The sequence below is a fragment of the Fibrella aquatilis genome (assembly GCF_017353255.1).
Taxonomy (GTDB): Bacteria; Bacteroidota; Bacteroidia; order Cytophagales; family Spirosomataceae; genus Fibrella; species Fibrella aquatilis.
In genome coordinates, this window is record NZ_JAFMYU010000005.1 from 342,094 (window position 1) to 367,117 (window position 25,024).

Genomic DNA, 25,024 nt, shown 5'->3' on the forward strand with positions numbered 1-25,024 from the left:
GCTAAAACAGCGAGACTTACGACTGAAGACTTACGACTATGCTTAAAACAGCGTTCAAATTTATTCGCTACGACCGGGCCAAGTCGTTTGGGGCGTTGGCGGGCATTGTGATCTCGGTGTTTCTGGTGGGGCAGCAGGCTGGTATTTTCATCTTCCTCACCGATGCCATGCGCAGCATTGTCGACAACAACAAGGGGTACATCTGGGTCACGGATGAGACCACCAACAATGCCAACCAGCTTAGCCTGCTCGACGTGCGCAAAGGTTACGAAATCGGTTCCCTGCCGGGGGTAGATCGCGTGTTTCCAGTAGTGGTAGCGGGGGCGGGGGCCAAGTTTGCCAATGGCACCACCAGCGGGTTTTCGCTCATTGGCTCGCAGGCACCCGATTTTGTGGGCGGTCCGTGGCGGCTCTACACGGCCAAGCCGCAGGATATGCTGCCCGAAGGTGCGCTCGTCACGGATTTCTACGATGCCAAAGCCCTCGGTGGTCTCAAACCGGGCGATTATTTCGAGGTGAATGGCAAGAAGGTGTACAACGCAGGCCTCACGCGCGGCGCCCGGTCGTTTGGAGGTGGATTGCTGGCCTTTACCACCATCGAACGGGCGCGTTACCTGGCCAACATACCCACCAACCGCGTTAGCTTTTACCTCGTAAAGCCTAAATCGGGTGTGCCGGAATCGGCTGTTATTCAACAGATTAACCAGAGCATCACGGGTGTTCGGGCCTGGAACGCCGATGCGCTTTCGCAGACTACGGTCAAGACGGTGCTCGCCACCAACGGCATTGCGGCTTCGTTTGGCAGCCTTATTGGGTTCGCCATTATTTCGGGTCTGGTTATCATCGGGCTTACGCTTTATTCGGCGGCCATCGACCGGATCAAAGACTACGGCACACTGAAGGCTATCGGGGCCACCAACGGCTACGTAAGCTGCCTGATTCTGACCCAGGCCACGCTCTTCGCCCTGGTGGGCTACGTAGTGGGTCGGGGCATGGTAGAAGGCTTTCGGCAGGGCATTGCCCAGGCAGGAACGCTGTTTTTCTTTCCCCTCTGGTTTGAATACGCCCTGTTTGTGGTCACCATAATCATTTCGCTGGGTGGCAGTGTGTTCGCCATCCGCCGCATCAATGCGCTTGAACCCGCCACGGTATTTCGGGGCTAAAAATTAATGAGCGAATGAGTGATTGAGCGGATGCTTGGATCTCATACTCGATTCGCTCCAACCTTGCTTGACATGAAACGCATCGTTCTTGTTTATTCGCTCGTTTACTCAATCACTCATTCGCTCATTGGCCTCGCTCAAACGCCCATCACGCTCGATCAGGCGTTGCAACAGGCGCAGGCTAACCGGCTCGAACTAACCAACCAGCAGTTGCAGCTTCAGATAACGGCCAACGACGAAGCTCGGCGGCGGGCCACCTGGCAACCGCAGCTAACAGCCGGAGCCGATTTTCGGTGGAACACGCAGATTCAGCGCAACATCGTCAAGGGTGGTTTTACCGGCAGCGGACCCGATCAGGTGCTGCGGTTTGGTACACCTATCAACAATGTCTTGAACGCCCAGGCCGAACAAAAGCTGTATGATGCTCAAAGTCGCATTGACCGGTCTATCAATCAGGTAAACGCTGAAAATCAGAAGCTTACGCTTGAAAGTCTACGCATTACCGTGCGGCAGCAAGTGACGGAGGCCTATTACCAGGCCGTGTTGAATCGGGAGAAAATTCGCCTTTCGGAACGGGCACTGGCGCGGGCGCAGGGGTATCTGGAGCAGGCACAAACCCGCTTTGCCGGCGGAACGCTGCTCAAGTCTGACCTCGACCGGTTTGATCTTGATCTCCGCAATGCAGCCCTCACCCTCCGCAACGATGGGCGCGACTATGCGCTTAGCCTCGACAACCTCCGATACCGCATCAACGCGCCCCAGGCCAACCTGCAGACCGCCCTTATCCCCGCCGATTCGCTGACCCAGCTAGTTACCCGGTTCGACAGCCAAAACGGCGTTACAACTGAGCGAGTTGAAGTTGCCCAGGAGGGGTTAAACCGGCAGGTGAATCTGTTAAACGAACAACGCGAACGCGCCCGGCTGCTGCCCAAGGTGACCGCATACGGGGCCTATTTTGCCCAGCAACTGGCCGATACCTTCAACCCGTTTCAGACCGGAAACTGGTATCCGTATAATTATGTGGGTCTGCGGCTAAGTGTGCCTGTATTCGACGGGCGGCAGGCGCGGCTCAACCGGCAGGACTACGTACAGCGGGCGCAGATAAGTCAGAACACGGCGCAACGACTGCAAAACGACTTCGATTATGAGATGCGCTCGGCGCAGAACACGTTGCAGCAGGCGCAGGAAAACCTGGCTCAGACGCGCCTGAACATTACGCAAGCCCAGCAAATTCTGGAGGTAGACAAGGTTCGGTTTGCCGCCGGGACGTTGCTCATGGCCGATTTTCGCAACAGCGAATACAGTCTGCAACAAGCAGAAAACAACTACCTGCGTGCCGTATATGATATACTACTGGGACAACTTCAGGTCCGTAAGGCAACGGGACAACTATAATACGTAATAAAGCCGATTGTTCAATTTCCGAGCTAACGGTACAAAAACTTTAGTTATCCACACTTTTGAGCAAAACCACTGTGGATAACCTAAGTTATTGTGGATTACTTTTGTTGACCCCTCCAAACTAAAGCATTGCTTTAGCTAGCGGAGGCTTGCAGGCTAAACTTATCTTTTCTACTATGTCGAACGAAGCCGCCTTTTCTCTTGCCAACGCATTGGTATTTCCACAGTGGCTGCTCATGATTTTTGCGCCCCGCTGGCAGGTTACGCAGTGGCTCACCAAGATGCTGTTTATACCAGCATTGCTGGCTATCATGTACGCCTTTTATTTGTTCAGTAGCAGCGGTTCCGGCGGATTAGACTTTATGAGTTTTGCTACGCTAAAAGGTGTGATGACCCTTTTCGAAAAAGGCGGTGAACGCGTGATGCTGGCAGGCTGGATTCACTACCTTGCCTTCGATTTGGTGGCTGGCAGCTGGATTCTCCGCGATGGACAACAGCGTGGCATTGCCCACGGCTGGCTCGTGCCCTGCCTGCTGTTCTGCTTCATGCTCGGCCCCACGGGGCTGTTACTCTATGTGATTGTACGAGCTGTGTGGGGGAAACGTACCAGTTAAACTGCTACGCGGTCACCGGCATAGAGCAGTTCGCGGACAGCTTCGGCGATACCTTCAGGGTCGAAGCCGCACTCATGGTGGAGTTCAATCTGCTCGCCGTGTTCAATCACCGCGTCGGGAATGCCGAGGCGTTTCACGCGGGCCATGTAGCCGTGGTCGGCCATAAATTCCAGCACAGCTGAGCCAAACCCACCCATAATGCAACCGTCTTCTACGGTCAGAATCCGGTCGAAACGGCGGAACACCTGATGCAGCATGGCCTCGTCGAGGGGTTTAGCAAACCGCATGTCGATGTGTGCGGGGCGGATACCTTCTTTTGCCAGCATAGCTGAGGCCGTGACGGCGTAGTTTCCAATGGCACCGAGCGTCAGGATAGCCACGCCTTCGCCGTCCTGCACCATCCGGGCTTTGCCCACGGTCAGTTCCTCCAGTGGTGTTTTCCAGTTTGGCATTACGCCCTCGCCCCGCGGGTAACGGATTGTGAAGGCCTGCTTGCCTCTTTGAACGGTGTCCGAAGCGGCCGTAAACATCATGTTGCGGAGTTCCTTCTCGTTCATAGGCGCGGCCACGATCATGTTCGGAATACACCGCATATAGGCAATGTCGTAGGCCCCGTGGTGCGTTGGCCCGTCGGCACCGGCAAAACCGGCCCGGTCGAGGCAGAAGATCACGGGCAGTTCCTGAATACAGACGTCATGGATGACCTGATCATAGGCCCGCTGCATGAAGGTAGAATAGATGTTGCAAAACACCACCTCACCGCGCGTAGCCATGCCTGCTGAAAACGTCACGGCGTGTTGCTCGGCAATACCCACGTCGAAAGCACGCGTAGGCATCGCCTTCATCATAATATTCATCGACGACCCCGACGGCATGGCGGGCGTTACCCCCACAATGCGCGGGTTAGTCTCGGCCAACTCCACCAGTGTATGGCCAAAAACGTCCTGATATTTAGGTGGTTGCGGCGTAGTGAAGGTTTTTTTCTGAATCACGCCAGTGAGCTTGTCGAACAAACCGGGCGCGTGCCACTTGGTCTGATCTTTTTCGGCGGGGGCGTAGCCTTTGCCTTTCACCGTGAGCACGTGTAGAATCTTGGGACCTGGTATTGTTTTCAGGTCGGCCAGCACGTCTACCAACCGGTCGACGTCGTGCCCGTCGATGGGTCCGAAGTAGCGCAGGTTTAGCGACTCGAAGAGGTTGCTCTGCGACAGCACCGACGACTTCACCGCCGTTTCTACTTTCGAGACAATCTCCTGCGCCGACTTGCCAAACGTGCTAAACTTGCCCAACAGATTCCATACTTCGTCTTTTACTTTGTTGTAGGTAGGCGAAGTAGTAATGTCGGTCAAATATTCGCGGAGGGCACCCACGTTGGCGTCGATGCTCATGCAGTTGTCGTTGAGCACGATCAGCATGTTGGCGTCGGTGGCTCCGGCGTGGTTCATACCTTCGAAAGCTAACCCGCCAGTTAAGGCCCCGTCGCCGATTACGGCAATGTGGTTGCGCGTAGGATTGCCCTGCAACTGCGAGGCTACGGCCATGCCCAGTGCCGCCGAAATAGAGGTCGATGAATGGCCCACGCCAAACGAATCGTAGACGCTCTCTTTGCGCTTCGGAAAGCCCGACAGGCCCCCGTAGAAACGGTTGGTGTAGAATTTCTCGCGCCGACCGGTCAATATTTTATGGCCGTATGCCTGATGGCCCACATCCCAGATCAGCTGATCGTCGGGCGTATTAAAGACATAATGAAGGGCGGTGGTGAGTTCAACAACGCCCAGCCCTGCACCAAAATGGCCGCCGTAGACCGATACCACATCGATTATATACTGGCGTAATTCGTCGCAAAGTTGGGGAAGGCTCTCTTTGGGCAGTTTACGCAGATCGTCGGGGGTGTTGACGGTTGCCAATAGGTTGCCGGGGGTAATGAGCATGGTGACAGCGATAAAGTCTGCGTGAAGTGTCAACTATGGAAAGTTAACAAGCGGCAAAACAGAATGTTTGGGTCTGCGGTTGCCGGTACTGAGCCTGTCAATTGACACAGCCTGCAAAGCTACAGTGCATTTAGGACAAATCGAATAAATAACGCTGGTGCAGCCCTGTTTCATTGCACTTGAGGGCAGTATTGTCGGCTGGGTTGTTTGGGTATGGTGGAGGCCAAAAACAACCTACTATTGAATTAGCTTGCCTTTAGCGAATAATAGGTTTGTGAGTTGATTAGGTTGTTCCCCGAACAGCTTCGCGCTGTAGGCATAACTTGATCAACCAACACATACAGTGGTAAACATAAAGAGGGCCGCTGGATGATCCAGCGGCCCTCTTCATGTCTATGACATGCACTATTTCACAACCCGTAGAATGCCCTGCATCAGGGCCGAATGGCCGGGGAAGGTGCAGACAAACTGATAGTCGCCGGGTTCGGTCGGGGCTACGAAATAGATACTCTCCACAGATTCAGGTTGGGTAATGTTGGTATGAAACAGCACGTTGGGCGAAGCCGGAATGTAGTTGAGCTTGGCCCCGTTCAGGTTTAGCTTCATGGCCGCGTCGCCCACAGCATTGGCGGTGCCGGGCTTCACAATCACGCAATTGTGGAGCATGTCGTCGTTATTGTTGAAGACAAACTTGATCCGGCTGCCTGCTTTCACGTCCACCCGTTCGGTGTCGAATTTCAGGCCGGGTTTAGTGCCAATGCTGATGGTCTGGTCGGGGCCGTTGGTCCAGGTGGCGGGTTGCTCGGTCACGCGTTTGGCGCTCACGGCGCCCACTACTTTCTTGCCTGGCGTAATCGCCTTGCCACTTTTACCAGCTTTTGACGATCCCATACCACCCATATCTCCAGACGTACTTGCCATCATGGCACTGTGGTCGTGAGCCATGCCCGTGCTCACCACGGCCATTTGGCGTGCAGGTACGTTCGCTTTTTCGCCGGGGGCAATGGCATTGAGTGTGTAATAGCCCGTGTTATGCAACAGTGGCAGATTGCCCGATGCCGATTTCACACCTTCGGCCTTTACTTCGTGAATATAGCCTTCGCGCAGGGTGGTGTCGGCCACGATGCGGGCACTGAGGCCGTCGGGGCTTAGGATAATGCCCCGAATGGGCACCGCATGGGCATCTTCGATGGGGCTGCCGTAGGTGCTGTGGTACTTGTATGTAAAGCTGTTGAGGCTGTAACTGGCCGGATCTGCGCCCGTTTTTTTGTCGACAGGCATGGTGAACGTGACCAGAAAACCGTCGGGTTTCGAGGTAATGGTCTTCATCTCGAACGGTATTTTACCCGTCCAGACCAGCCGCTGCAACCCAAATGGCGACTTACCGGTGGCGGCCCATCCCCGGCTGGTCATGCCCACAAACATAGAGCCGTCCTGCCCCCACAACATGCGCAGTATGCCCGACTGAAACCCTTCGCGGAAGGGATAACAGGCCCCCTGCCACTTGCCGGCTACTTTTTCAAGGCTCATGCGCATGACTTTACTATGGCCTTGATCACCCACAAACAGCTGCCCGGCAAACGGCCCGAAAGCTCCGGCAGTGGTGTCCTCGCGGATGTCGGACGTAGAGATGCCCATGAGCGTGTGCGGAAACCAGACGGCGGGTTCTTTCAGGTGCTGAACCGTCTTGGCTACCTCGTGCATGGGCTTGCCCGTGCTGGGTACGTCCTGGGGTTTCAGCGTCAACGGCGACCCTTCTTCACCCGACCACCGGAGGCCAGCGGGGTTACCCGCGAAATCGCCTTTTTCCAGGTGCGTCACCCGGCCCGACCCTACCCAGTCGCCCTGGTTTTCGCCGTAAAAAATACTACCGTCGCGCAATACGCCGAAGCCCGCTGGTGAGCGCAGGCCCGTGGCCCAGGGGGTCATTTCGCCCTTGTCGTTCAGCTTCAGCATCCACCCCCGCCACTTCGACTGGCTGGCGCCCTTCCCGATCCAGTCGAGGTTGAGCGTGATCACCATGTCTCCGTCGGGCAGGGTTACGGGGCCGTAGCTGTACTGGTGGTAATTGCCCGACAGCGGCCATTTATAGAACGACCGGTATTCGTCGGCTACGTCGTCGCCATCGGTATCAATCAGGCGGGTCACTTCGCCGCGCTGGGTGGCAAAAATCTCGCCTTTATAAGGTCCGGCGGTACGGTAAAGCAGCCCCAGCGGCTCGTGGAGGCCCGTAGCGAAGCGCTTGAACGTTGGCTGGCGGGTACCCTGCATGTAGGGGTTGCTGACCAGCCAAACGTCACCCCGGCGCGTGCTCACGGCCAGCCGCCCGTCGGGCAGTGAGGTCATGCCGCCCACCTCCAGCAGCACATTTTCGGGAATGGGCAGCGTCACCAGCCGGTAATAATCCTCTTCACTGGCCGGGCGCTGGGCTATGGCGAAAGAGTGAACGAGTGAAAGAGCGAAAGAGAGCGCTAAAGGGGCTAACAGCTTCATATTCATGGTCTTTTTAAACCTATAAGGTCTTAAACGGGGGCGCCTAGCCCTTATAGGTTTATTGTTATTTATCCAATTCGTAACCCGTTGTCAGCCGGGCGATTAGGTGTTAAAAGCGTTACGGTTCCGGCATCATCGACGCTGCCCAAAACAAGGCATTCGCTCATGAACGGGCCGATTTGTTTGGGTGGAAAATTGACCACCGCCACTACCTGCTGACCCACTAGCGTTTCGGGCGTATATAGCGTAGTGACCTGGGCCGAGGTGCGTTTGGTGCCGATGTCGGGGCCGAAATCGATGGTGAGTTTGTAGGCGGGTTTGCGGGCCTGCGGAAAGACTTCGGCGGCCAGCACCGTTCCCACGCGCATGTCTACTTTTAGGAAGTCGGGCCAGGTAAGCGGTTCGGTTTCCATATCTAAAACTCCAGCGAATACTGCACCGTGGCCGCGCCGTTTTTCATCGAAACGGGCATGATCAGCTCCTGTCGCCCGCCGCTCTGCCGCACCGAAACGGGGGCCTTCGGGTCGAACCGGACGTAGTAGCTGCGGTCATCCACGGCGTATAATCCTTTGCTGATCTCTTCCAGCGTCTTACCTCCCGCCAGTCGGCAATAGAGCTGACCCGTGGGGGCTGTGCCGCCCAGCGTCAGCGTACGAGAAAGGGACGTACCCGTGGGCCGGATCTGATCGCGGATGGTGGTGCCGTTCATGGTGTAGTCGATAGAGGGCGACCCGTCTTTATCGAGGCTATATCCTTTGTATTGCAGGACGTTTTCGCCCACGCTGTCGGGCCAGGCGGTGGCAGCGGTGGGTAATACGACCAGGGCGGTGCGGGGGGCAGGGTAAACGGTGGTGCCGTTGGGTTTCAGCAACTGGGGTTCGCCGCGTTCGTACCACATATCGGTGGCGTCGGCAAAATTGCCCTTCCAGGCCATCAGCAGGGCCATTTGGTCCAGATCTACGGCATAATGCAGTCCTGTCCGGCTTCCCACCGACATGGCGTGGGTTCGTTTGGTGATCTCGCCGGGCATCTGAATAAACGACCGGATCAGCGTGGGTTTGGCGTCGGGTTCGATGAGTACCTGCCCCACCGGCGCAAACTCAGGCAACGAGCCGTCGGCCTGCAACGCCTGTGGCCGGGTACCCGCCTGACTCACGTACAGCCCCAGACCGGGCCGGGGCCACGACCGCGAAAACAACACCTGCACCTCATGCGTACCGGCAGTCAGGGGCACTGTGCTGGTTTCGGGTGTACCCAGGTAGCGGCGGTCCATGGCTACCACCTGTTTTCCGTCAATCCAGAGGCCGCCAAACCCGCCCATATGCATCTCGAACTGGTAGTCGCCAGCGGTGGGTACGTTTAGTTTTCCGTCATAAAAAATAGAGAAGTTACCCGGCTGTCCGTAGGCCACGTCGTAGCTGATGCGGCTCACGGTGTCGGTTTTAACGAGCGTTTTACCCGCCATGCCCTCGCGGGTTTCAATGGCTTCTTTGTAGAGTTTATAGGCCAGTGGTCCGGCCCAACTTGCCACGTTTCGGTTGGCCAAGGCCCGCACTCCCACATTTCGGATGGCCACTGACCCGTTTTTGGCCAGTAGCTGCACGGGCTTTGTAGCAGACTGCGCGGGCAAGGTTTCGCCTTCGCTGAGGATGATCCCGTTCTGGGTGTACTTCACCAGCATAGCCGGTTTTTTGCCCATGCCCGCCTGATAGCTGATCGCCGTCGTTTGCCAGAGGCCGGGCGCTTTGGTAGACCGGTTTTTGGTAAGGTCAAGGACGTAGCCGTTGGGTAGGGTAAGCAGCGTGGTGGCACCCGCCGTGGTCAACCAGTCGAACTGAAGCATGAAGTCGCCGGGTTGCGTAGTTAGGGGCAGGGGCTGACCGGCACTGCCCACCAGCAGGGTATTTCCGGTCTGTGTTTTCAGCGTGGTCTGATCAGCGTTTCCGGCTATGCTGCCTGCCCGTTGCCAGTTGGCGGGGGGCGTTAAACTGGCCAAATCGAGCCGGGGGAGATCATTTTGGGCGTTGGCAGTGGTTATCAGGCCAGACAGCCCCAGGCACAGGCTTCGGGCTAACAGGGTCACGTTCATAGTGAATAAGTAAAGCGGCTTTACGGTCATGCCAGTCGAACATAGGCTGGTATCCTACCGGTCTTCACTAAAGCAAAAGCGCCCTTGTATTTCCTGCTACTATTTTAACTGGACCTAACACTACAAACCAGTACGCTAACTCATTCCTCCAGCTCTCTGGCTACTTCGCCTACTTCGTCAAGATCCAGGCCTACGGTTTCGGGCGCGGGGGTGGTTTCGGTGCCGTCGGGACCTGCGCCGGTGCTGCTCGTGCCGCCCAGGGTGTTGCTGTCGGGGAGGGCTTGTTCTGTTTCGGTTGAACTGGTTTGGTCGGGGTTCATAGTATGGTTGTGTTTGTAGGCTGATGACGGGTAAAAAGCCACCTCTTTCTGGTTAACTGCCTAACTTCGTGGCTACACAAATGGTTATGATGAAACGCGATTTATCCTGGTTAAGCCAGGCTAGCCAATGTTGAAACGGAATCAGCAACGTCAACTAACTCATTCTTTTATACCCATGAAAAAAGCTCTCTTTCTGGCCCCGCTTGCCCTTGCGGCTCTTTCGTTGCAGGCGGCCCCCACGCCCGGTAAGCCCGGCAAAAAAGCACCGGCCACCCGGCCCATTATTGTTCCCGACCCCAACAATGGCGGCCTGAAACTGGCACCCGGTTTTTCGGCGCTGGTCTTTGCCGACAACCTAGGAAAAGCCCGTCACGCTGCCGTAGACCCCGTTACAGGCACGGTGTTCGTTCGACTCGAGAAGCTGAAAGACGGCAATGGTACTGTGCAACTGCGCGACACTAATGGCGATGGCCGGGCCGAAGAAACCGTCACGTTTGGCAACTACGCCGGTACGGGTGCCGCCGTGGTCAATGGCTACCTATATGCATCGTCCGACACGTCGGTGTACCGCTATCAACTCACCAACGGCAAAGTGCTGGCCGAAACCAAGCCTGAACCCATTGTGGTGGGTCTGACTCTGCAACGGCAGCACGCCAGCAAATCACTCACCGTCTCGCCCGACGGGCGGCTGTTTGTCAACTTTGGTGCGCCCTCCAATGCCTGTCAGGAAAAAGACCGGCAGCCCGGATCGAAGGGGCAAACGCCTTGCCCACTGCTGGAGAATTACGCCGGTATCTGGGTATTCGACGCCAACAAGCCCAACCAACGCCAGAGTGATGGCAAACGCTACGCCACGGGTATCCGCAACGCCGTGGCCCTCGACTGGAACACAGCTACCAACACGCTCTACGCCCTGCAACATGGCCGTGACAACCTCAACAACTGGGGCGGTGCCTTCACCGACGAGGTCAGCGCCGAACTGCCTTCGGAAGAGTTTCTGATGGTGAAAGACGGTGCTGATTTTGGCTGGCCGTATTGCTACAACGACCATTATCAGAAGAAGAAACTGCTGGCCCCTGAATACGGCGGCGATGGCAAAAGAGAAGATCAGTGTGCAGGCAAAGACAAGCCTATTATGGCGTTTCCGGGCCACTGGGCACCCAACGACCTGCTGTTCTACACTGGAAACCAATTCCCGGCGCGTTACAAAAATGGCGCGTTTGTGTGTTTCCACGGCTCGTGGAACCGTGCTCCGCTGAAACAGGGAGGCTACTTTGTGGCCTTCATTCCGTTTGGTAAAGACGGCCGTCCGTCGGGCAACTATGAGGTCTTTGCCGAGAACTTTGCGGGGGTAGCTGAGCAGGGTACGCCCGGCCAAAACAGCAACGCCGGCAAACTCGATCTGGCCAGCCCCGGCGACGCCAAGCACCGCCCTATGGGCCTGGCCCAAGGCCCCGACGGTTCGCTCTACATCACCGATTCGGTGAAGGGTACGGTCTGGCGTGTGATGGCTTCGGCAAAGAAGTAAGAGACGAGAGGTAAGAAGCAAGAGACAAGATAAAAGATAGACTAGCTGATGAGCACCTATCTTTTATCTTGTCTCTTGCTTCTTACCTCTCGTCTCTTACCTCTCGTCTCTTACCTCTATTCCAACGAAAAAGCCCCGGCCAATACTGGTCGGGGCTTTTTTTGTGGTTGGTATAGGTTAAACGACCCTAGGCCGCTTTTAGTTTGCGACTTGAAAAATAGTGGTGTAATTTTTCAAAATAGATTCAATTTCATGACAAAGTACCACGGCTAAATCCAATCGTGGCAAAAAGAGGGTCAGATTGTCGTCGGTTAGGGCTGCGGTCTTCAGTGTGGATGTCTGTAAAGAGGCCTGTTTCCTGGTAATACGTTTCTACTAATTGCGCGTGCCCGGCATCATCGAGTGCCTGCCAGACGGCCACGGCTTTGGTAGGAAACATGCGGTTGGAGAATACCGTGATAAACGGCGCACCCGGTTTTAGCACCCGCGCCACCTCCCGAAACACCGCTACTGGATTGGTCAGGTACTGCACCGACACCGTCACCACACACCCACCAAATTCACCATCGGCGTAGGGGAGGATGGGGTTCTGATTCAGGTTTTGCACCGTATAATCCGTCAGTTGCGGGTTCTTTTTCAGTTCTACCGCGTTCATGCCCAGCCCTGCTACCCGCTCATAGGTCACGTCGGTCGGCAGGTGCGACCGCCAGCTGCTCATCAGGTCCAGAATGGCACCGTCTTTGGGCAGTTTCTCGCGGAAAAGGGCCGTCGTTGCCGCAATGGCCGGTTCGTCTATGTGCACCACCAGCCGGGGCGACTGGTAAAATTCACCATCGTCGGTTTCGTCGTACCGACGGAAATAAGTTTCGTTGAATGTCATGTGCCTATAACCGTTTCTAAGAACCAACAGGCTACGTGAAAACAAAAAAGCGGATTAATCGGGCCATATGGCCTTCGCATAAGCCTCAATAGTACCCACGGGCTTCACACAGGCACATACAAGGTGCTGCTTCGCGTGGGTGGCTCACGCTGACTTCATTGACAGTAAATTAGCTGCCGACACTTCTTAGACGAAACGAACCGACCCTACTCAATGACTTTTTCCCGATTTCGCCTAGCCTTGCCCGGGCTGTTATTGGTAGCCCTGTTTGGTTCTGCTCAGGCGCAGGTGATGCCCCAGCCGGTTTATATGCAACGGGGGCAACAGCGTATTGCCCTAAGTCAGCTCAGCATCAGGCTGCCTGCCAGCATGCCCGCCCGCCAGCAATGGATAGCCCGGATGCTGCTGACTTACTGGCAGGAGCAAACCGGCGTTCCGGTGCCGGTGAAGCCCACGGGCAACGTCACGTTTCAGGTAACCGGCACTGGTGGCGACCTGCCCAAACCAGGCGAAACCGCCGGGCCAACCAGCCGCGAAGCCTACCACCTGCGTATCACACGCAACGGCGTGGCGATCACGGCCAACTCGGCGGCGGGCCTGTTCCACGCCGTGCAAACGCTCCGGCAACTGGTCAGCGGGCGGGGTGCGAATGCTTTTTTGCCCGAAGTGAGCATAGACGACTGGCCCGCCATGCCCTACCGGGGCTTCATGTGGGACTGTTCGCATGGCGGGCGGCCCAGCGTGGCGGGTATCACGCGCATGATTGACCAGTTGGCCCGCTACAAAGCCAACCAGTTCTACCTCTACAGCGAAAGTAACCTGGCTATCGACGGGCACCCGCTGATTGGTGAGGGCATGAACTTCGCCAAATCGGACATTGACCAGATCATTACTTACGCCCATGAGCGGTTTGTCGAGGTGGTGCCGCATGTCAACCTATATGGTCACAACCACGCCCTGCTGCGCACCGAAACTTACGCTAACCTGGGCATGACCCCCCACGGGCAGTCGCTCGACCCTACAAACCCGCAGGCGAAGGTGCTGGTGGCCGATATCGTCAGACAGGTGGCCGACTGGTTTCCCAGCCCGTTTGTGCATGTTGGTTTCGATGAGGTTTGGGAAGTGAAACAGATGGCCGAACTGGCACCCGCCCGCAAAATAGACCCCGCCGCCTACTACCTCGACCACCTCACCTACGTAAACGACCTGCTACGCAAACGGGGAAAAACGGTCTTGTTCTGGCACGACATTGTCGATCATTACCCTGCGTTGCTCGACCGTTTTCCGAAAGAAACGGTGCCCGTTGCCTGGGAATATGAAACCGACACCGCCCGCATTAGCCACTGGCTTAATCCGCTGGTAGCCAGTCATAAAACGCACTTTATTCAAACGGGCATCGACAATGAGCGCGACGTATACCCCACCAAAACCAGCTTCGATAACATCGACGCGCTGGTGTCGGCAGGGCGGCGGTCGGGGGCGGCGGGCTATATCGGGTCGCTCTGGAACGATGCCGTGCAGACCCTGCCGCAGCCCGCCTACCCCGCCATGATCTACGGCGTGGTGTCGGCCTGGCAGGATCACCAGCCCGATCAGGCGGCGTTCAGGAAGACCCTGGGTCAGCACATGTACCCGGCCGATTCGGTCAGTAGTCGCCGCCTCAGTCAGGCGCTCGATCACCTCGAACTGGCCCAGCTTAAGCTAACGGCAGTACCGGCTTTTAACGAAGGCACGCTGACCAATGCCTACGTCAACCCATTTGGGCAACCGTTTCTGGGCAGTATACTACCTAGCCTGGGCCTGTTTCGGGCATCGCGTCTGGAGGCCGAAACCGCACTGGCTACCCTGATTCCTTTGCAGCAAGACCAGCCCGACAACCTGTACGTGCAGTCGCTGGTGGTGTCGGCGCGGTTGCTCGACGTGGTGAACCGGCGGTTTATCAACGCCATTCAGCTCAACGAGAAGTGGGAACAACTGCGGCAAAATCCGAAGCTGGAAATCGGCAACTGGCTCCTGTTTTTCGACGCGGGCTACGCTTCCAACGGCCGCACGTCTGAACTGATCGACGCCTGGGGCGAACTGGAATCGCCGTATGCCCATGTGTATCAAGCCGATTACACGAACTTCCGGCTGCAAACCGTGCTTAACCGGTTTCGGTACGAACAACTGTTCTGGCGGCAGATTCAGTTGCAGATGCTGGAGTTCTACCAGCGCGGCTTCAACCCCGATAAACCCATGCCTACCCTGTCGGCATACCTGGGCGGGGCGAAATAATGCGCGTATCTAGGTGCTAAATTTTGTTTTTATACTAACCGATTGCTGCTGATGATTTGCGTAAGGATTTGTCTTTGTGGTCTGGTAATCTGCTTGTTCGTTCAATTTATTACCCGTGCGCAACCCAACCGGGAGGGTGGGGGTAACCCGATTGTCATTCCGCTGGAGCCGGGCGAAAAGTGGTGGGGTGGGGTAGTATCGGAAGGCGAGAAAGCCCCCTTTGGCGACATGCCGTATTCGGTAAACCTCTATGGCGACAATAAAAGCAATCAGGCTCAGCCGCTGCTGCTCTCGAACCACGGGCGCTATGTCTGGAGTGAGCAGCCATTTGCTTTTGCGGTGGCGGGAAAAACGCTGACGATCTCACAACCCCACGGCAAAATTGAGCAGGGTCAGGCGGGCAAAACCCTCCGCGAAGCCTACCAGTTTGTGGCCCATCGCTTCTTTCCCGCCGATGGCAAACTGCCTGACACCCTGCTATTTACCAAGCCGCAATGGAACACCTGGATCGAACTGACCTACAACCAGAATCAGACCGACGTGCTGCGTTATGCCAAAGGAGTTCTGGACCACGGGTTTTCGGCCGGGGTGCTCATGATCGACGACACGTGGCAGGATAACTACGGCAACTGGCACTTTCATTCGGGCCGTTTTCCCGATCCCAAAGCCATGACCAACCAGCTTCACCAAATGGGTTTCAAGGTCATGCTCTGGATTTGTCCGTTTGTCAGCGCCGACTCGCCCGCCTACCGCGAACTGCGCAAAAAGAAGGCCCTGCTGCTGGAAAACCCCGATCAGGCGGCAAAAACCTGGGCCACGGCCAACACCCAACCGGCCCTGATTCGGTGGTGGAACGGTGCCAGCGCCGTGCTCGATTTCACCAACCCCACGGCCGTAGACTGGTTTAACGCCCAGCTTAAAACCCTGCACGATACCTATGGCATCGATGGCTTCAAATTCGACGCGGGCGACGCGCCGTTCTACCCGGCCAACACCATTGCCTACAAGCCGGTGCTGCCCAACCAGCAGACCGAACTCTTCGGGCAGTTTGGCCTGACTTACCCGCTGAACGAGTACCGCGCCATGTGGAAAATGGCCGGCAAACCCCTGGCGCAACGCCTGGGCGACAAAGGCCACACTTGGGAAGAGCTACGTCGGCTGATGCCGCAGGTAGCCGCTCAGGGGATGATGGGCTACGCCTTTACCTGCCCTGACATGATCGGCGGCGGCGATTACGTATCGTTTCTCGACCGGAGTAACTTTGATCAGGATCTGGTGGTGCGGTCGGCGCAGTGCCACGCGCTGATGCCCATGATGCAGTTTTCGGTGGCCCCCTGGCGCATTCTGGACAAAGAACACCTGGCCGCCGTGCAAGAGACCGTGGCGTTGCGGCAGCGCATGACCCCCCGCATTATGGCGGCGGTACGGCAGTCGGCCAACACCGGCGAACCCACCATGCGGCACATGGAATACGAATTTCCCAACCAGGGTTTCGCCAGCGTGACAGATCAGTTTATGATTGGCTCAACGCTGCTGGTAGCGCCCGTCACCGAGAAAGGCAGCAAAAGCCGGATAGTACAACTGCCCAAAGGAACCTGGAAAGCCGACGACGGCACCACCATCACTGGCCCCACCAAAATCACCATAACGACCCCCATAAACCGCCTTCCCTATTTCGACCTGATGAAGCCGACAAATTGAGGGAAGATCAACCAGTAGTATGGCCTGAGAGTTGAACGACATCATAACCTAATGAGACGAAATAGTCGAAAACAGCAGCGTCCTGAACAGGCGTTGCAGATCCATAACGGCCTGACTTATTGTTGATATACACTTTGCCATCATCGCCAAACCAGAGTTCGCCTCCTTGAAGTGCAGGCTCTCCACCTGTTATGTTTGTGTGACAAACAATCCCCCTCGCAAGCGCATTGTTGGGTGTTGCTTCTAGTATCAGTTTGAGACCGTATCGGTCAATAACCCACAGGTAGCGGCCCACACTGCGCTCATACTTTATTTCATCAACAGGTGTGACAATTGTTTCTGATGGTTTTCCGCCGTCAGTAGCATCAAAAATAAAATCGTCAAAAAGGGCCATTTCACCTGGCGATGGCTTGCGTAATGGGTCTCGGCGTTAGAAGGGTTTTACTTCAGGTCCAAGTCGATTGATCTGGTCTGGGGTTGGAGCAGCCATTAAATACGAGCGTAGCTTCGTTCACTCGCTTCTTCCAACTTGGCTAAGCCAAACCGTTGCACAGCATCAATAGGGTCAATCGGATCTAACGGACCAAAGTCACGCTCCATCAGTTCGGTGGTGCCCATTGACAGACAGTCCATTCGTTTATTAATATATAGCGGTATGGGCCTGGCTTGTATTAACTCCAGGACCATACTACCTGTCAACTGCCCGTTATTTTCCTGCATGGCCTCATACACAATGCTATCACCTACCAAGGCCTGTAGATGCCACACCCTGTCTTCAGGAAAATGCCATTGGCTTATAGATGATTTTCTGGCTTGAATCGCAGCATATTCATCTGTATAATCGAAGAATATATCCGGTGGCTGTATGGTAGTTGCTGATGTGTTTTCTGACGCAGTATCAACTACTAGGGGCCTATTTTCAATGAATTTTTTTATATCTTCTTGATCCTCAGGCGATAACAAATCAAAATATTTAATAATACGCTGTTTCCAGATGCCCGCTTTGGCTGGGTTGCGTGTGCGTGTTGCCGGACGTGATGTCGTTAGCATAATTGACCTGATTTTGTGAACTACCAGCGTGCCAACTTACAAAACGCTACCTTATCTAACAACGTTCAAGGGGAGGTGAGCCATCGGCTTACCTCCCCTTCCTACTAAGCTCTATGCTTACTTTTCGCTCTACATACCGCCTTTACCGGCCAGATTGAGCATGAAAGCATATTCCATGGCTACTTCTTTCAGCGCCTGGAAACGGCCCGATGCGCCGCCGTGGCCGGCTTCCATGTTGGTGTGGAGCAGCAGTAGGTTATCGCCGGTTTTCAGGGTGCGGAGCTTGGCTACCCACTTGGCAGGTTCCCAGTACTGCACCTGCGAATCGTGCAAGCCTGTGGTTACCAACAGGTTCGGGTACGTTTGTTTCGACACCTGATCGTAGGGCGAGTACGACAGCATGTAGTCGTAATACACCTTGTTTTTAGGGTTGCCCCACTCTTCAAACTCGCCCGTGGTGAGGGGGATGCTTTCATCCAGCATGGTCGTGACCACGTCGACAAACGGCACGGCCGCCACTACGCCCCGGTAGAGTTCGGGAGCCTGATTGATGACCGCACCCATGAGCAACCCACCTGCCGAACCACCCAGCGCAAACAGCTTGTCGGGGGCAGCGTATTTGTTGGCAACCAGCCATTTGGACACATCAACGAAGTCGTTGAACGTGTTTTTCTTCTTCAGTAGTTTACCATCGTCATACCAGGCCCGGCCCATTTCCTGCCCGCCCCGAATGTGGGCAATAGCGTAGATGAACCCCCGGTCGAGCAAGCTAATGCGGTTGCTGCTGAAACCCGGCTCGGTGTTGCTGCCGTATGACCCATACGCATACTGCAACACTGGCGAAGTGCCGTCTTTGGGTGTGCCTTTCCGGTATACAATAGACACGGGCACTTTAGCGCCGTCGCGGGCGGTAACAAACACGCGCTCAGACGTGTAATTGGCCTTGTCGAACCCACCGAGCACTTCCTGTTGCTTCAGCAGAGTCTTGGCCTTCGTGTCCATATTGTAGTCGAACGTCGATGAGGGCGTGGTCAGCGATGAGTAGCCGTAGCGCAGGATGTCGGTATTGAAATCGGGGTTGAAGCCGATGCCTGCTACGTAGGCTGGTTCGCCGAAATCGAGGTATTCGTCGGCCTTCGTTTTCTGGTTGATGACGCGCAGTTTGGCCAGCCCTTCTTTGCGTTCGCCCAGCACGAGGTGGTTGGCAAACACATCCATGTTTTGCAGAAACACATCGGCCCGGTTGGGGATCACTTCTTTCCAGGTGCTGCGGTCGTTGGTGTAGCCGGTTTCGGCTTTCATGTTGGGGCCACGCAGCTTGTCGGGCGTTTCCATGAGCCGGAAGTTCTGCGCCTTGTAATTTGTGCGGACGTAGAATTTGTCTTTGTAGTGCTGAAGGTCATACTCATGACCACGCTCGCGGGGGTAGAAGGCCACAAATTCGCCGTTGGGATTCTTCGCCTCCAGCAGCCGGTATTCGGTCGTGACGCCGTTATGGTCAGAGACAATGGCGACGTACTTCTTCGACTTCATCCGGTAGAGACCCATGTAGAACTGGTTGTCTTTTTCTTCATAGACCAGCACATCTTTCTTGGGATCGTTGCCCAGCATATGCCGCCAAACCTGGTAGCCCAGCAACGTTTTCGGGTCTTTTTTGACGTAGAAAAACGTCTTGTTGTCGGTGGCCCAGGCAAAGTTGTCGGCCTCTACGTTCGGGATGGCTTCGGGATAAAGTTGCCCTGTTTTCAGGTTCTTTACCCGCAGCGTATACAATCGCCGACTCACGGTGTCTTCGCAGAAAATGGCCAGTTCGTCGTTGTCCGACACCTCATAGCCACCCAGGTTGTAGTAGTTATGCCCTTTGGCCAGCGCGTTGCAGTCAAACATGACCTCTTCGGGGGCCGTGAGAGCGCCTTTCTTGCGAACATAAATGGGGTACTCGCCGCCCTGAATAAAGTTTGTCTGGTAGTAATAGGCCCCGTCTTTGTAGGGCACCGACTGATCCTGTTGCTTGATCCGGCCCTTCATTTCGGCGAAGAGCTTTTCTTCCAAGGGCTTTTGGGGGGCCAATACGGCGTCGGTATAGGTGTTTTCGTCGGTCAGGTACTGAATGACTTCCTTGTCTTCGCGGTTGTTGAGCCAGTAGTAATTATCGGTGCGAGTGTCCTTGTTTGTGGTCAGCGTTTTGGGCTTAACCGGGGCCACGGGGGCCTTGGGCAGGGGTTGTGCGTTCATCAGGCTATGCAGCGAAAGGGCTGTCAGCGTTAAGAAAATGTGTTTGTTCATGAGACGTAGACAGGGGTGAAGTGAGTTCCGCGTTGGTCAGTATGCGAACTTACAGCAAAACAGATCAACGCTAACGACTCAACCACCCACCGTACCTTTGCGGCTATGAATTTGTCTGCGTTGATCCGGCAAAACCGGGTTTTGTTTAGTGTCTATCTGGTCCTATTGGTGGTGGTGGGCGGACTGATGTTAGCCTACACCAAAGAGCAGTTGATCCGCTTTGTCAACGACCACAACAGCCCCCCCGGCGATGCGCTGTTTCCGTACCTGACCTACCTCGGCGATGGAGCCTTTGTTGTTGTGCTGGGCGTGTTGCTGCTGGTCATAAATCGACCCGTGGGGGGCATGGTGCTGGTAAGTTTCGCCATTTCCGGGCTGATTAGCCTGTTTCTGAAACTGGTTGTCTTTCCCGAACGGCTACGACCGCTGCGTTATTTCGAGCATTCGAACTGGGAATACCACATTATTAAAGACCTGAAAATCAACGAATACAATAGCTTTCCGTCGGGGCATACCACCTCGGCGTTTGCCTTGTTTGTACTGCTGGGGCTGCTGTGGCGGCATAAGGCCTGGAACTGGCTGTGGCTGCTGCCGGCCGTGGTGGCGGGGTATTCGCGGGTATACCTGTTTCAGCATTTTGTGGAAGATGCGTTTGCCGGTTCGCTCATTGGCACGGCCACGGCAGTGGGGGTGTATCTGGCTTACTGGAAACGGTTTGGGGCGCCGCCCGTTCTGGGGTAAATAACCATTAAACGCCTTGTAGCCACTGTTTTGCTACGTTAAATCAATTCATTGGTGGCAGTAACCAAATTTTTTGATTCTTGCGGCTCAACTTCAATCCACAATTGTATGATGCTTCGTTTATCAACGTTTCTGGGCCTACTGCTGGCCCTCACCCTGGGGGCCTATGCGCAGGCGCCAATGACCAACAAAGACGTTATTTCCATGAACACGGCCAAGGTGAGCAAGTCGCTCATTGAAGCAAAAATTCAGAGTAGCCCCGCCAAATTCGACCTGACCACCGACGGGCTGATTGAGTTGGAAACGGCCAAAATTTCGGACGGGCTGGTGAAGGCTATGATGGCCAAAACCACCATGACCGATGTGATGACCAACGATGATATTATTAAGTTATCAAACGCAAAAGTCTCTAAATCAATCATTTCGGATAAAATTCACAAAGGCAAAAACAAGTTCGATACCTCAGTTGAGGGTATGATTGCCCTGCGCAACGCCAAGGTGGCCGACGGCATTGTGAAAGAGATGATGATGGCCCCCAAGTAGGTTCCGACATTTCCTAAACCCTACCCAAGAGCGCAGTAGCCCCGGCCACTGCGCTCGTTTTGTTTGTGGAAGACGTTGGATACTGGGCATTGAGCAACGTTAGCCAACATCTAGTGTCTACCATACAATATCCGGCATCCAACCTTCAGTGAATAAACTTCGCGGAATTGGCCTATTTTTGCCAGACCGTATGCATGCATAACAATTTCGGGTTCAAGGTCTAAGGTTTAATGTTCAAACGCTTACTACCTAGTTTGTCAATAACGTTGAACCTTATACCTTGAACTTTAAACGTTGAACTCCCCTCAAAAATGGCCAACGCCTTCATCTACGACGCCGTCAGAACCCCACGTGGGCGCGGCAAAAGCGACGGATCGCTTCACGATATTCAACCTATTTCGCTGTTAAGCAGTGTGTTGCGCGAAATTCGCGACCGGAATAACCTCGATACCCGTCTGGTCGACGACGTGATCATGGGTTGCGTGACGCCCATCGGCGAACAGGGTGCCGATATTGCCCGGACGGCCGTTTTGGAGGCTGGCTATGCCGAATCGGTGGCGGGTGTGCAGTTGAACCGGTTCTGCTCGTCGGGGTTGGAGGCCATCAATCAGGCCGCTGCCTACGTGATGTCGGGGCAGGTGGATGCCATAATAGCGGGGGGCGTTGAGTCGATGTCGCGGACACCGATGGGGGCCGATGGTGGGGCTATTTTCATGAACCCGCAGATTGTGGCCCGCCACAACATTGTGCCGCAGGGTATCTCGGCCGACCTCATTGCCACGCGCCAGGGCTACAGCCGGGGTGACGTAGACGCATTTGCCGCCGAATCGTACCGCCGGGCCGAGGTGGCGCAGCGCGAAAACCGCTTCCATAAGACGCTGGTGCCGTTTAAAGACGAAATCGGCATTACGGTCCTAGACCGCGACGAAGGCGTTCGGCCCGGCACCACCGCCGAGACGCTGGGTAAACTGAAGCCCGCGTTCGAGATGATGGGTCAGATGGGTCTTGACGCCCTCGCGCTGCTCAAGTACGCCGATTTGAACCAGATTAATCACGTACACCACGCGGGTAACTCGTCGCAAATTGTAGATGGTGCAGCGGGCGTACTGGTGGGGAGTGAGGCGTTTGGGCAGGCAGCAGGCCTGAAGCCCCGCGCCCGGATTGTGGCCTTCGCCATTGTGGGTTCTGAACCCACTATTATGCTCACCGGTCCCGTGCCGGCCACGCACAAAGTGCTGAAAAAGGCAGGCATGAGTATCAGTGACATCGACCTGTTTGAGGTAAATGAGGCCTTCGCGGCTGTACCCATGCTGTTTATGGACGAGTTTGGCGTGGATCACAGCCAGATCAACATCAGTGGCGGGGCTATTGCGCTGGGTCACCCGCTGGGGGCTACCGGGGCCATCATTTCGGCCACGCTGCTAGACGAGTTGGAGCGGACGGGCAAGCAGTTTGGCCTTTCGACCCTCTGCATCGGCGGCGGCATGGGCATCGCCACTATTTTCGAGCGGGTGAATTAATGTACAATGTATAATGAACAATGTACAATGTGTTGACACAAGAGTACGCTGATTCTATTCATTGTACATTGTTCATTATACATTGTGCATTCACTAAAAGCTATGATTAACTACACCGTAGAGCAAAACGTTGCCGTCATCCGCTGGAACATGACCAGCAGTCCGATGAACGTGCTGAACGACGAATCGATACCACAGTTTGAGGAAGCCCTCAACAACGCTTATGCCGATGAGGCTGTAAAAGGTATCATCATCACCTCCGACAAACCCGAATTTGTGGCTGGGGCCGACCTGAAAATGATCCTTCGTAACAATGGCGGCGACCCTGCCGAGATGATGAAGGTGTCCATGGAGTTGAACCGTATTTTCCGGAAAATGGAGACGAGCGGAAAACCCATTGTGGCGGCCATCAACGGTACGGCGTTGGGCGGTGGCTACGAAATCTGCCTCGCCTGCCACCACCGAATTGCCCTTAGCAACGCCAAAACGCAGATTGGCCTGGTAGAAGTGACCATCGGGCTGCTGCCGGGTGGGGGAGGTACGCAACGCCTGCCTCGTATGATCGGGATGCAGGCTGCCCTGCCCTTGCTGGTGGAAGGCAAGAAGCTAAGCGTGGCCGACGCCCTGAAGAACGGCCTGATCGACGATGTGGCCGAAACGCCCACCACTCTGATGGATAAGGCCCGCGCCTGGATCATGGCCAATCCCCAACCGATTAAGCCGTGGGATCAGATCGATAAGAAAACGGGCAAGATTGTGGCGCGGGATAATTTCAAAGTGCCCGGCGGCAACGTCCAAAGCCCCACCGGTGCGCAGACCTTTGCGGCGGGTACGGCCATGCTGATGGACAAAACCAAAGGAAACTACCCGGCCCCCATCGAGATCATGGCCTGCGTCTATGAAGGCTTGCAGGTAAACATCGACCGGGCGCTGGTGATCGAGGCGCGGCATTTTGTGAAGGTAGCCACCTCAAAAGTGGCCAAGAGCCTGATTCAGACCATGTTTCTGGGTATGAACGAAGCGAACAAAGGGGCTAGCCGTCCGAAAGAGCAACCGAAGACCGAGGTAAAAAAGCTGGGTATCCTGGGCGCGGGCATGATGGGTGCGGGCATTGCCTACGTATCGGCTACGGCGGGTATCGAGGTGGTGCTCAAAGACGTGTCGGCAGAGGCCGCTGAGAAAGGCAAAGACTACACGCGGGGCCTGCTGAAAAAAGGCGTGGAGCGCGGCAAGGTTGATCCCACGACCGTCGATACCACGCTGGGCCGGATTCTGGCTACTGCCGACTACGCCGACCTGGAAGGCTGCGACCTCATCATCGAAGCCGTGTTTGAGAACCGCGAACTAAAGGCCACCGTCACCAAAGAAGCCGAACCCAAACTGGCCAAAAACGGCGTTTATGGCTCCAACACGTCTACGTTGCCCATTACGGGCCTGGCCGAAGCGTCGGCGAATCCCGCGAATTTTATTGGCATCCACTTCTTTTCGCCCGTGGATAAGATGATGCTCGTGGAAATTATCGTGGGAAAAGAAACGTCGGATTATGCCCTGGCGGTGGCGATGGATTACACCCGCAAGATTCGGAAAACGCCCATCGTGGTCAACGATTCGCGCGGGTTCTACACGTCGCGTTGCTTTGGCACCTACACTGCCGAAGGCATGGAACTGCTGAAAGACGGCGTGAACCCGATCTTGATCGAAAACGCCGGGAAAGACGCCGGGATGCCCGTTGGCCCGCTGGCCGTACACGACGAAGTGGCCCTGGACCTAAGCCTGAAAGTGATGACCGAGTCGATAAAAGCCGGAGCCATGAGTGCCGACGAGCCGACCTACAAAATGGTGCAGCAGTTTAACGACTTGGGACGCATTGGCAAGAAAGCCAAAGCCGGTTTTTATAATTATCCTGAAGACGGCAAGAAAGCCCTATGGCCTGGGTTGTCCGATTTGTATCCTGTTTCGGCTACGCAGCCCAGCCTCGATGAGGTGAAAACGCGCCTGCTTTACCGGCAGGCTATCGAGGCTGTTCGTTGTTTTGAAGAAGGTGTCATCCGCACCAAACTCGACGCAGACCTTGGTTCGATTCTGGCGTGGGGCTTCCCGGCCTACACTGGCGGGGCACTTTCTTTCGTCGATTTCGTTGGCCTCGATACGTTCGTTCAAACCCTCGACCGTCTTGCCGATACCTACGGCGACCGTTTCCGCCCCACCGCCAAACTTCGCGAACGGGCAGGAGTGAAGGAAATGGCGTAGGGGAAACTTTTTGAGGCTGATAATTGTCTGAAATTCAAATAAAGACGCTTTGGACGTGAGAGGGAGGGTTCTTTAACTATTCATGCTCGTGAGAGAGAATAGGTTGACAAGAAATGCATCTGCTCGTTGTTTTAAGAGGAATCAGGAGCCCCCTGATTCCTTTTTTATTTTTATTATTCTCATACTATTTAACTACTGTAATACTAGTTCAGAATTGCTACAGCGTATTGCTGACGCGTG

At 55.4% G+C, this 25,024-nt stretch carries 19 protein-coding genes; 10 read left to right on the top strand and 9 right to left on the bottom strand.

Annotated elements, in window-relative coordinates:
- Positions 1–38 precede the first annotated feature (38 nt).
- The 3 genes from J2I48_RS09145 to J2I48_RS09155 all read left to right on the top strand — a co-directional run bounded on the left by J2I48_RS09145 (position 39) and on the right by J2I48_RS09155 (position 3,178).
- Positions 39–1,163, top strand: coding sequence for an ABC transporter permease (locus tag J2I48_RS09145; RefSeq protein WP_207335110.1), 1,125 nt, complete (start codon positions 39–41; stop codon positions 1,161–1,163).
- Between the two features lie 72 nt (positions 1,164–1,235).
- Positions 1,236–2,558, top strand: a complete 1,323-nt coding sequence (locus J2I48_RS09150) for a TolC family protein (protein ID WP_207335111.1) — start codon at positions 1,236–1,238, stop codon at positions 2,556–2,558.
- A gap of 182 nt (positions 2,559–2,740) precedes the next feature.
- Positions 2,741–3,178 carry an ABA4-like family protein gene (locus tag J2I48_RS09155; RefSeq protein WP_207335112.1) on the top strand — a complete coding sequence of 146 codons (438 nt, stop codon included), beginning with the start codon at positions 2,741–2,743 and terminating at the stop codon, positions 3,176–3,178.
- On the opposite strand, the gene dxs is transcribed toward J2I48_RS09155, so the two are convergent.
- The 5 genes from dxs to J2I48_RS09180 all read right to left on the bottom strand — a co-directional run bounded on the left by dxs (position 3,175) and on the right by J2I48_RS09180 (position 10,011).
- Positions 3,175–5,109 carry a 1-deoxy-D-xylulose-5-phosphate synthase gene (dxs, locus tag J2I48_RS09160; protein WP_207335113.1) on the bottom strand — a complete coding sequence of 645 codons (1,935 nt, stop codon included), beginning with the start codon at positions 5,107–5,109 and terminating at the stop codon, positions 3,175–3,177. The two genes, J2I48_RS09155 and dxs, sit on opposite strands and share 4 nt — an antisense overlap.
- 405 nt (positions 5,110–5,514) lie before the next feature.
- Entirely contained in the window at positions 5,515–7,602 is a 2,088-nt protein-coding gene (locus J2I48_RS09165; protein ID WP_207335114.1) for a plastocyanin/azurin family copper-binding protein, read from the bottom strand.
- A gap of 68 nt (positions 7,603–7,670) precedes the next feature.
- Entirely contained in the window at positions 7,671–8,015 is a 345-nt protein-coding gene (locus J2I48_RS09170; RefSeq protein WP_207335115.1) for a tRNA-binding protein, read from the bottom strand.
- A 2-nt stretch (positions 8,016–8,017) separates the two neighbouring features.
- The gene (locus J2I48_RS09175) at positions 8,018–9,691 is read right to left on the bottom strand and encodes a PA14 domain-containing protein (protein WP_229375981.1); all 1,674 of its coding nucleotides are present in this window, start codon (positions 9,689–9,691) and stop codon (positions 8,018–8,020) included.
- A gap of 140 nt (positions 9,692–9,831) precedes the next feature.
- Positions 9,832–10,011 carry a hypothetical protein gene (locus J2I48_RS09180; protein WP_207335116.1) on the bottom strand — a complete coding sequence of 60 codons (180 nt, stop codon included), beginning with the start codon at positions 10,009–10,011 and terminating at the stop codon, positions 9,832–9,834.
- A 175-nt stretch (positions 10,012–10,186) separates the two neighbouring features.
- Here J2I48_RS09180 and J2I48_RS09185 point away from each other — a divergent pair, with 175 nt between their 5' ends.
- The gene (locus J2I48_RS09185) at positions 10,187–11,539 is read left to right on the top strand and encodes a PQQ-dependent sugar dehydrogenase (RefSeq protein ID WP_207335117.1); all 1,353 of its coding nucleotides are present in this window, start codon (positions 10,187–10,189) and stop codon (positions 11,537–11,539) included.
- Positions 11,540–11,789: 250 nt separating this feature from the next.
- On the opposite strand, the gene J2I48_RS09190 is transcribed toward J2I48_RS09185, so the two are convergent.
- Complete coding sequence (locus J2I48_RS09190; protein WP_207335118.1) at positions 11,790–12,419, bottom strand: class I SAM-dependent methyltransferase; 630 nt, start codon at positions 12,417–12,419, stop codon at positions 11,790–11,792.
- Positions 12,420–12,632: 213 nt separating this feature from the next.
- On the opposite strand from J2I48_RS09190, the gene J2I48_RS09195 reads away from it, so the two are divergent.
- Positions 12,633–14,693: a family 20 glycosylhydrolase gene (locus J2I48_RS09195; RefSeq protein WP_207335119.1), complete on the top strand. Its 2,061-nt coding sequence runs from the start codon at positions 12,633–12,635 to the stop codon at positions 14,691–14,693.
- A 93-nt stretch (positions 14,694–14,786) separates the two neighbouring features.
- Positions 14,787–16,394, top strand: coding sequence for a glycoside hydrolase family 31 protein (locus J2I48_RS09200; protein ID WP_207335120.1), 1,608 nt, complete (start codon positions 14,787–14,789; stop codon positions 16,392–16,394).
- Between the two features lie 7 nt (positions 16,395–16,401).
- On the opposite strand, the gene J2I48_RS09205 is transcribed toward J2I48_RS09200, so the two are convergent.
- The 3 genes from J2I48_RS09205 to J2I48_RS09215 form a co-directional block, all read right to left on the bottom strand.
- Complete coding sequence (locus J2I48_RS09205) at positions 16,402–16,788, bottom strand: hypothetical protein (RefSeq protein ID WP_207335121.1); 387 nt, start codon at positions 16,786–16,788, stop codon at positions 16,402–16,404.
- A gap of 95 nt (positions 16,789–16,883) precedes the next feature.
- Positions 16,884–17,444: a hypothetical protein gene (locus tag J2I48_RS09210; protein WP_207335122.1), complete on the bottom strand. Its 561-nt coding sequence runs from the start codon at positions 17,442–17,444 to the stop codon at positions 16,884–16,886.
- A 129-nt stretch (positions 17,445–17,573) separates the two neighbouring features.
- Positions 17,574–19,730, bottom strand: coding sequence for a S9 family peptidase (locus tag J2I48_RS09215; RefSeq protein ID WP_207335123.1), 2,157 nt, complete (start codon positions 19,728–19,730; stop codon positions 17,574–17,576).
- Positions 19,731–19,835: 105 nt separating this feature from the next.
- Here J2I48_RS09215 and J2I48_RS09220 point away from each other — a divergent pair, with 105 nt between their 5' ends.
- The 4 genes from J2I48_RS09220 (at position 19,836) to J2I48_RS09235 (ending at position 24,784) form a co-directional block, all read left to right on the top strand.
- Positions 19,836–20,471 (top strand): phosphatase PAP2 family protein, encoded by a 636-nt coding sequence (locus tag J2I48_RS09220; RefSeq protein ID WP_207335124.1) that lies wholly within the window; start codon positions 19,836–19,838, stop codon positions 20,469–20,471.
- A 108-nt stretch (positions 20,472–20,579) separates the two neighbouring features.
- Positions 20,580–21,014 carry a hypothetical protein gene (locus tag J2I48_RS09225; protein WP_207335125.1) on the top strand — a complete coding sequence of 145 codons (435 nt, stop codon included), beginning with the start codon at positions 20,580–20,582 and terminating at the stop codon, positions 21,012–21,014.
- Positions 21,015–21,325: 311 nt separating this feature from the next.
- Positions 21,326–22,534, top strand: coding sequence for an acetyl-CoA C-acetyltransferase (locus tag J2I48_RS09230; protein WP_207335126.1), 1,209 nt, complete (start codon positions 21,326–21,328; stop codon positions 22,532–22,534).
- Positions 22,535–22,636: 102 nt separating this feature from the next.
- Complete coding sequence (locus tag J2I48_RS09235) at positions 22,637–24,784, top strand: 3-hydroxyacyl-CoA dehydrogenase NAD-binding domain-containing protein (RefSeq protein WP_207335127.1); 2,148 nt, start codon at positions 22,637–22,639, stop codon at positions 24,782–24,784.
- Positions 24,785–25,024 lie beyond the last annotated feature (240 nt).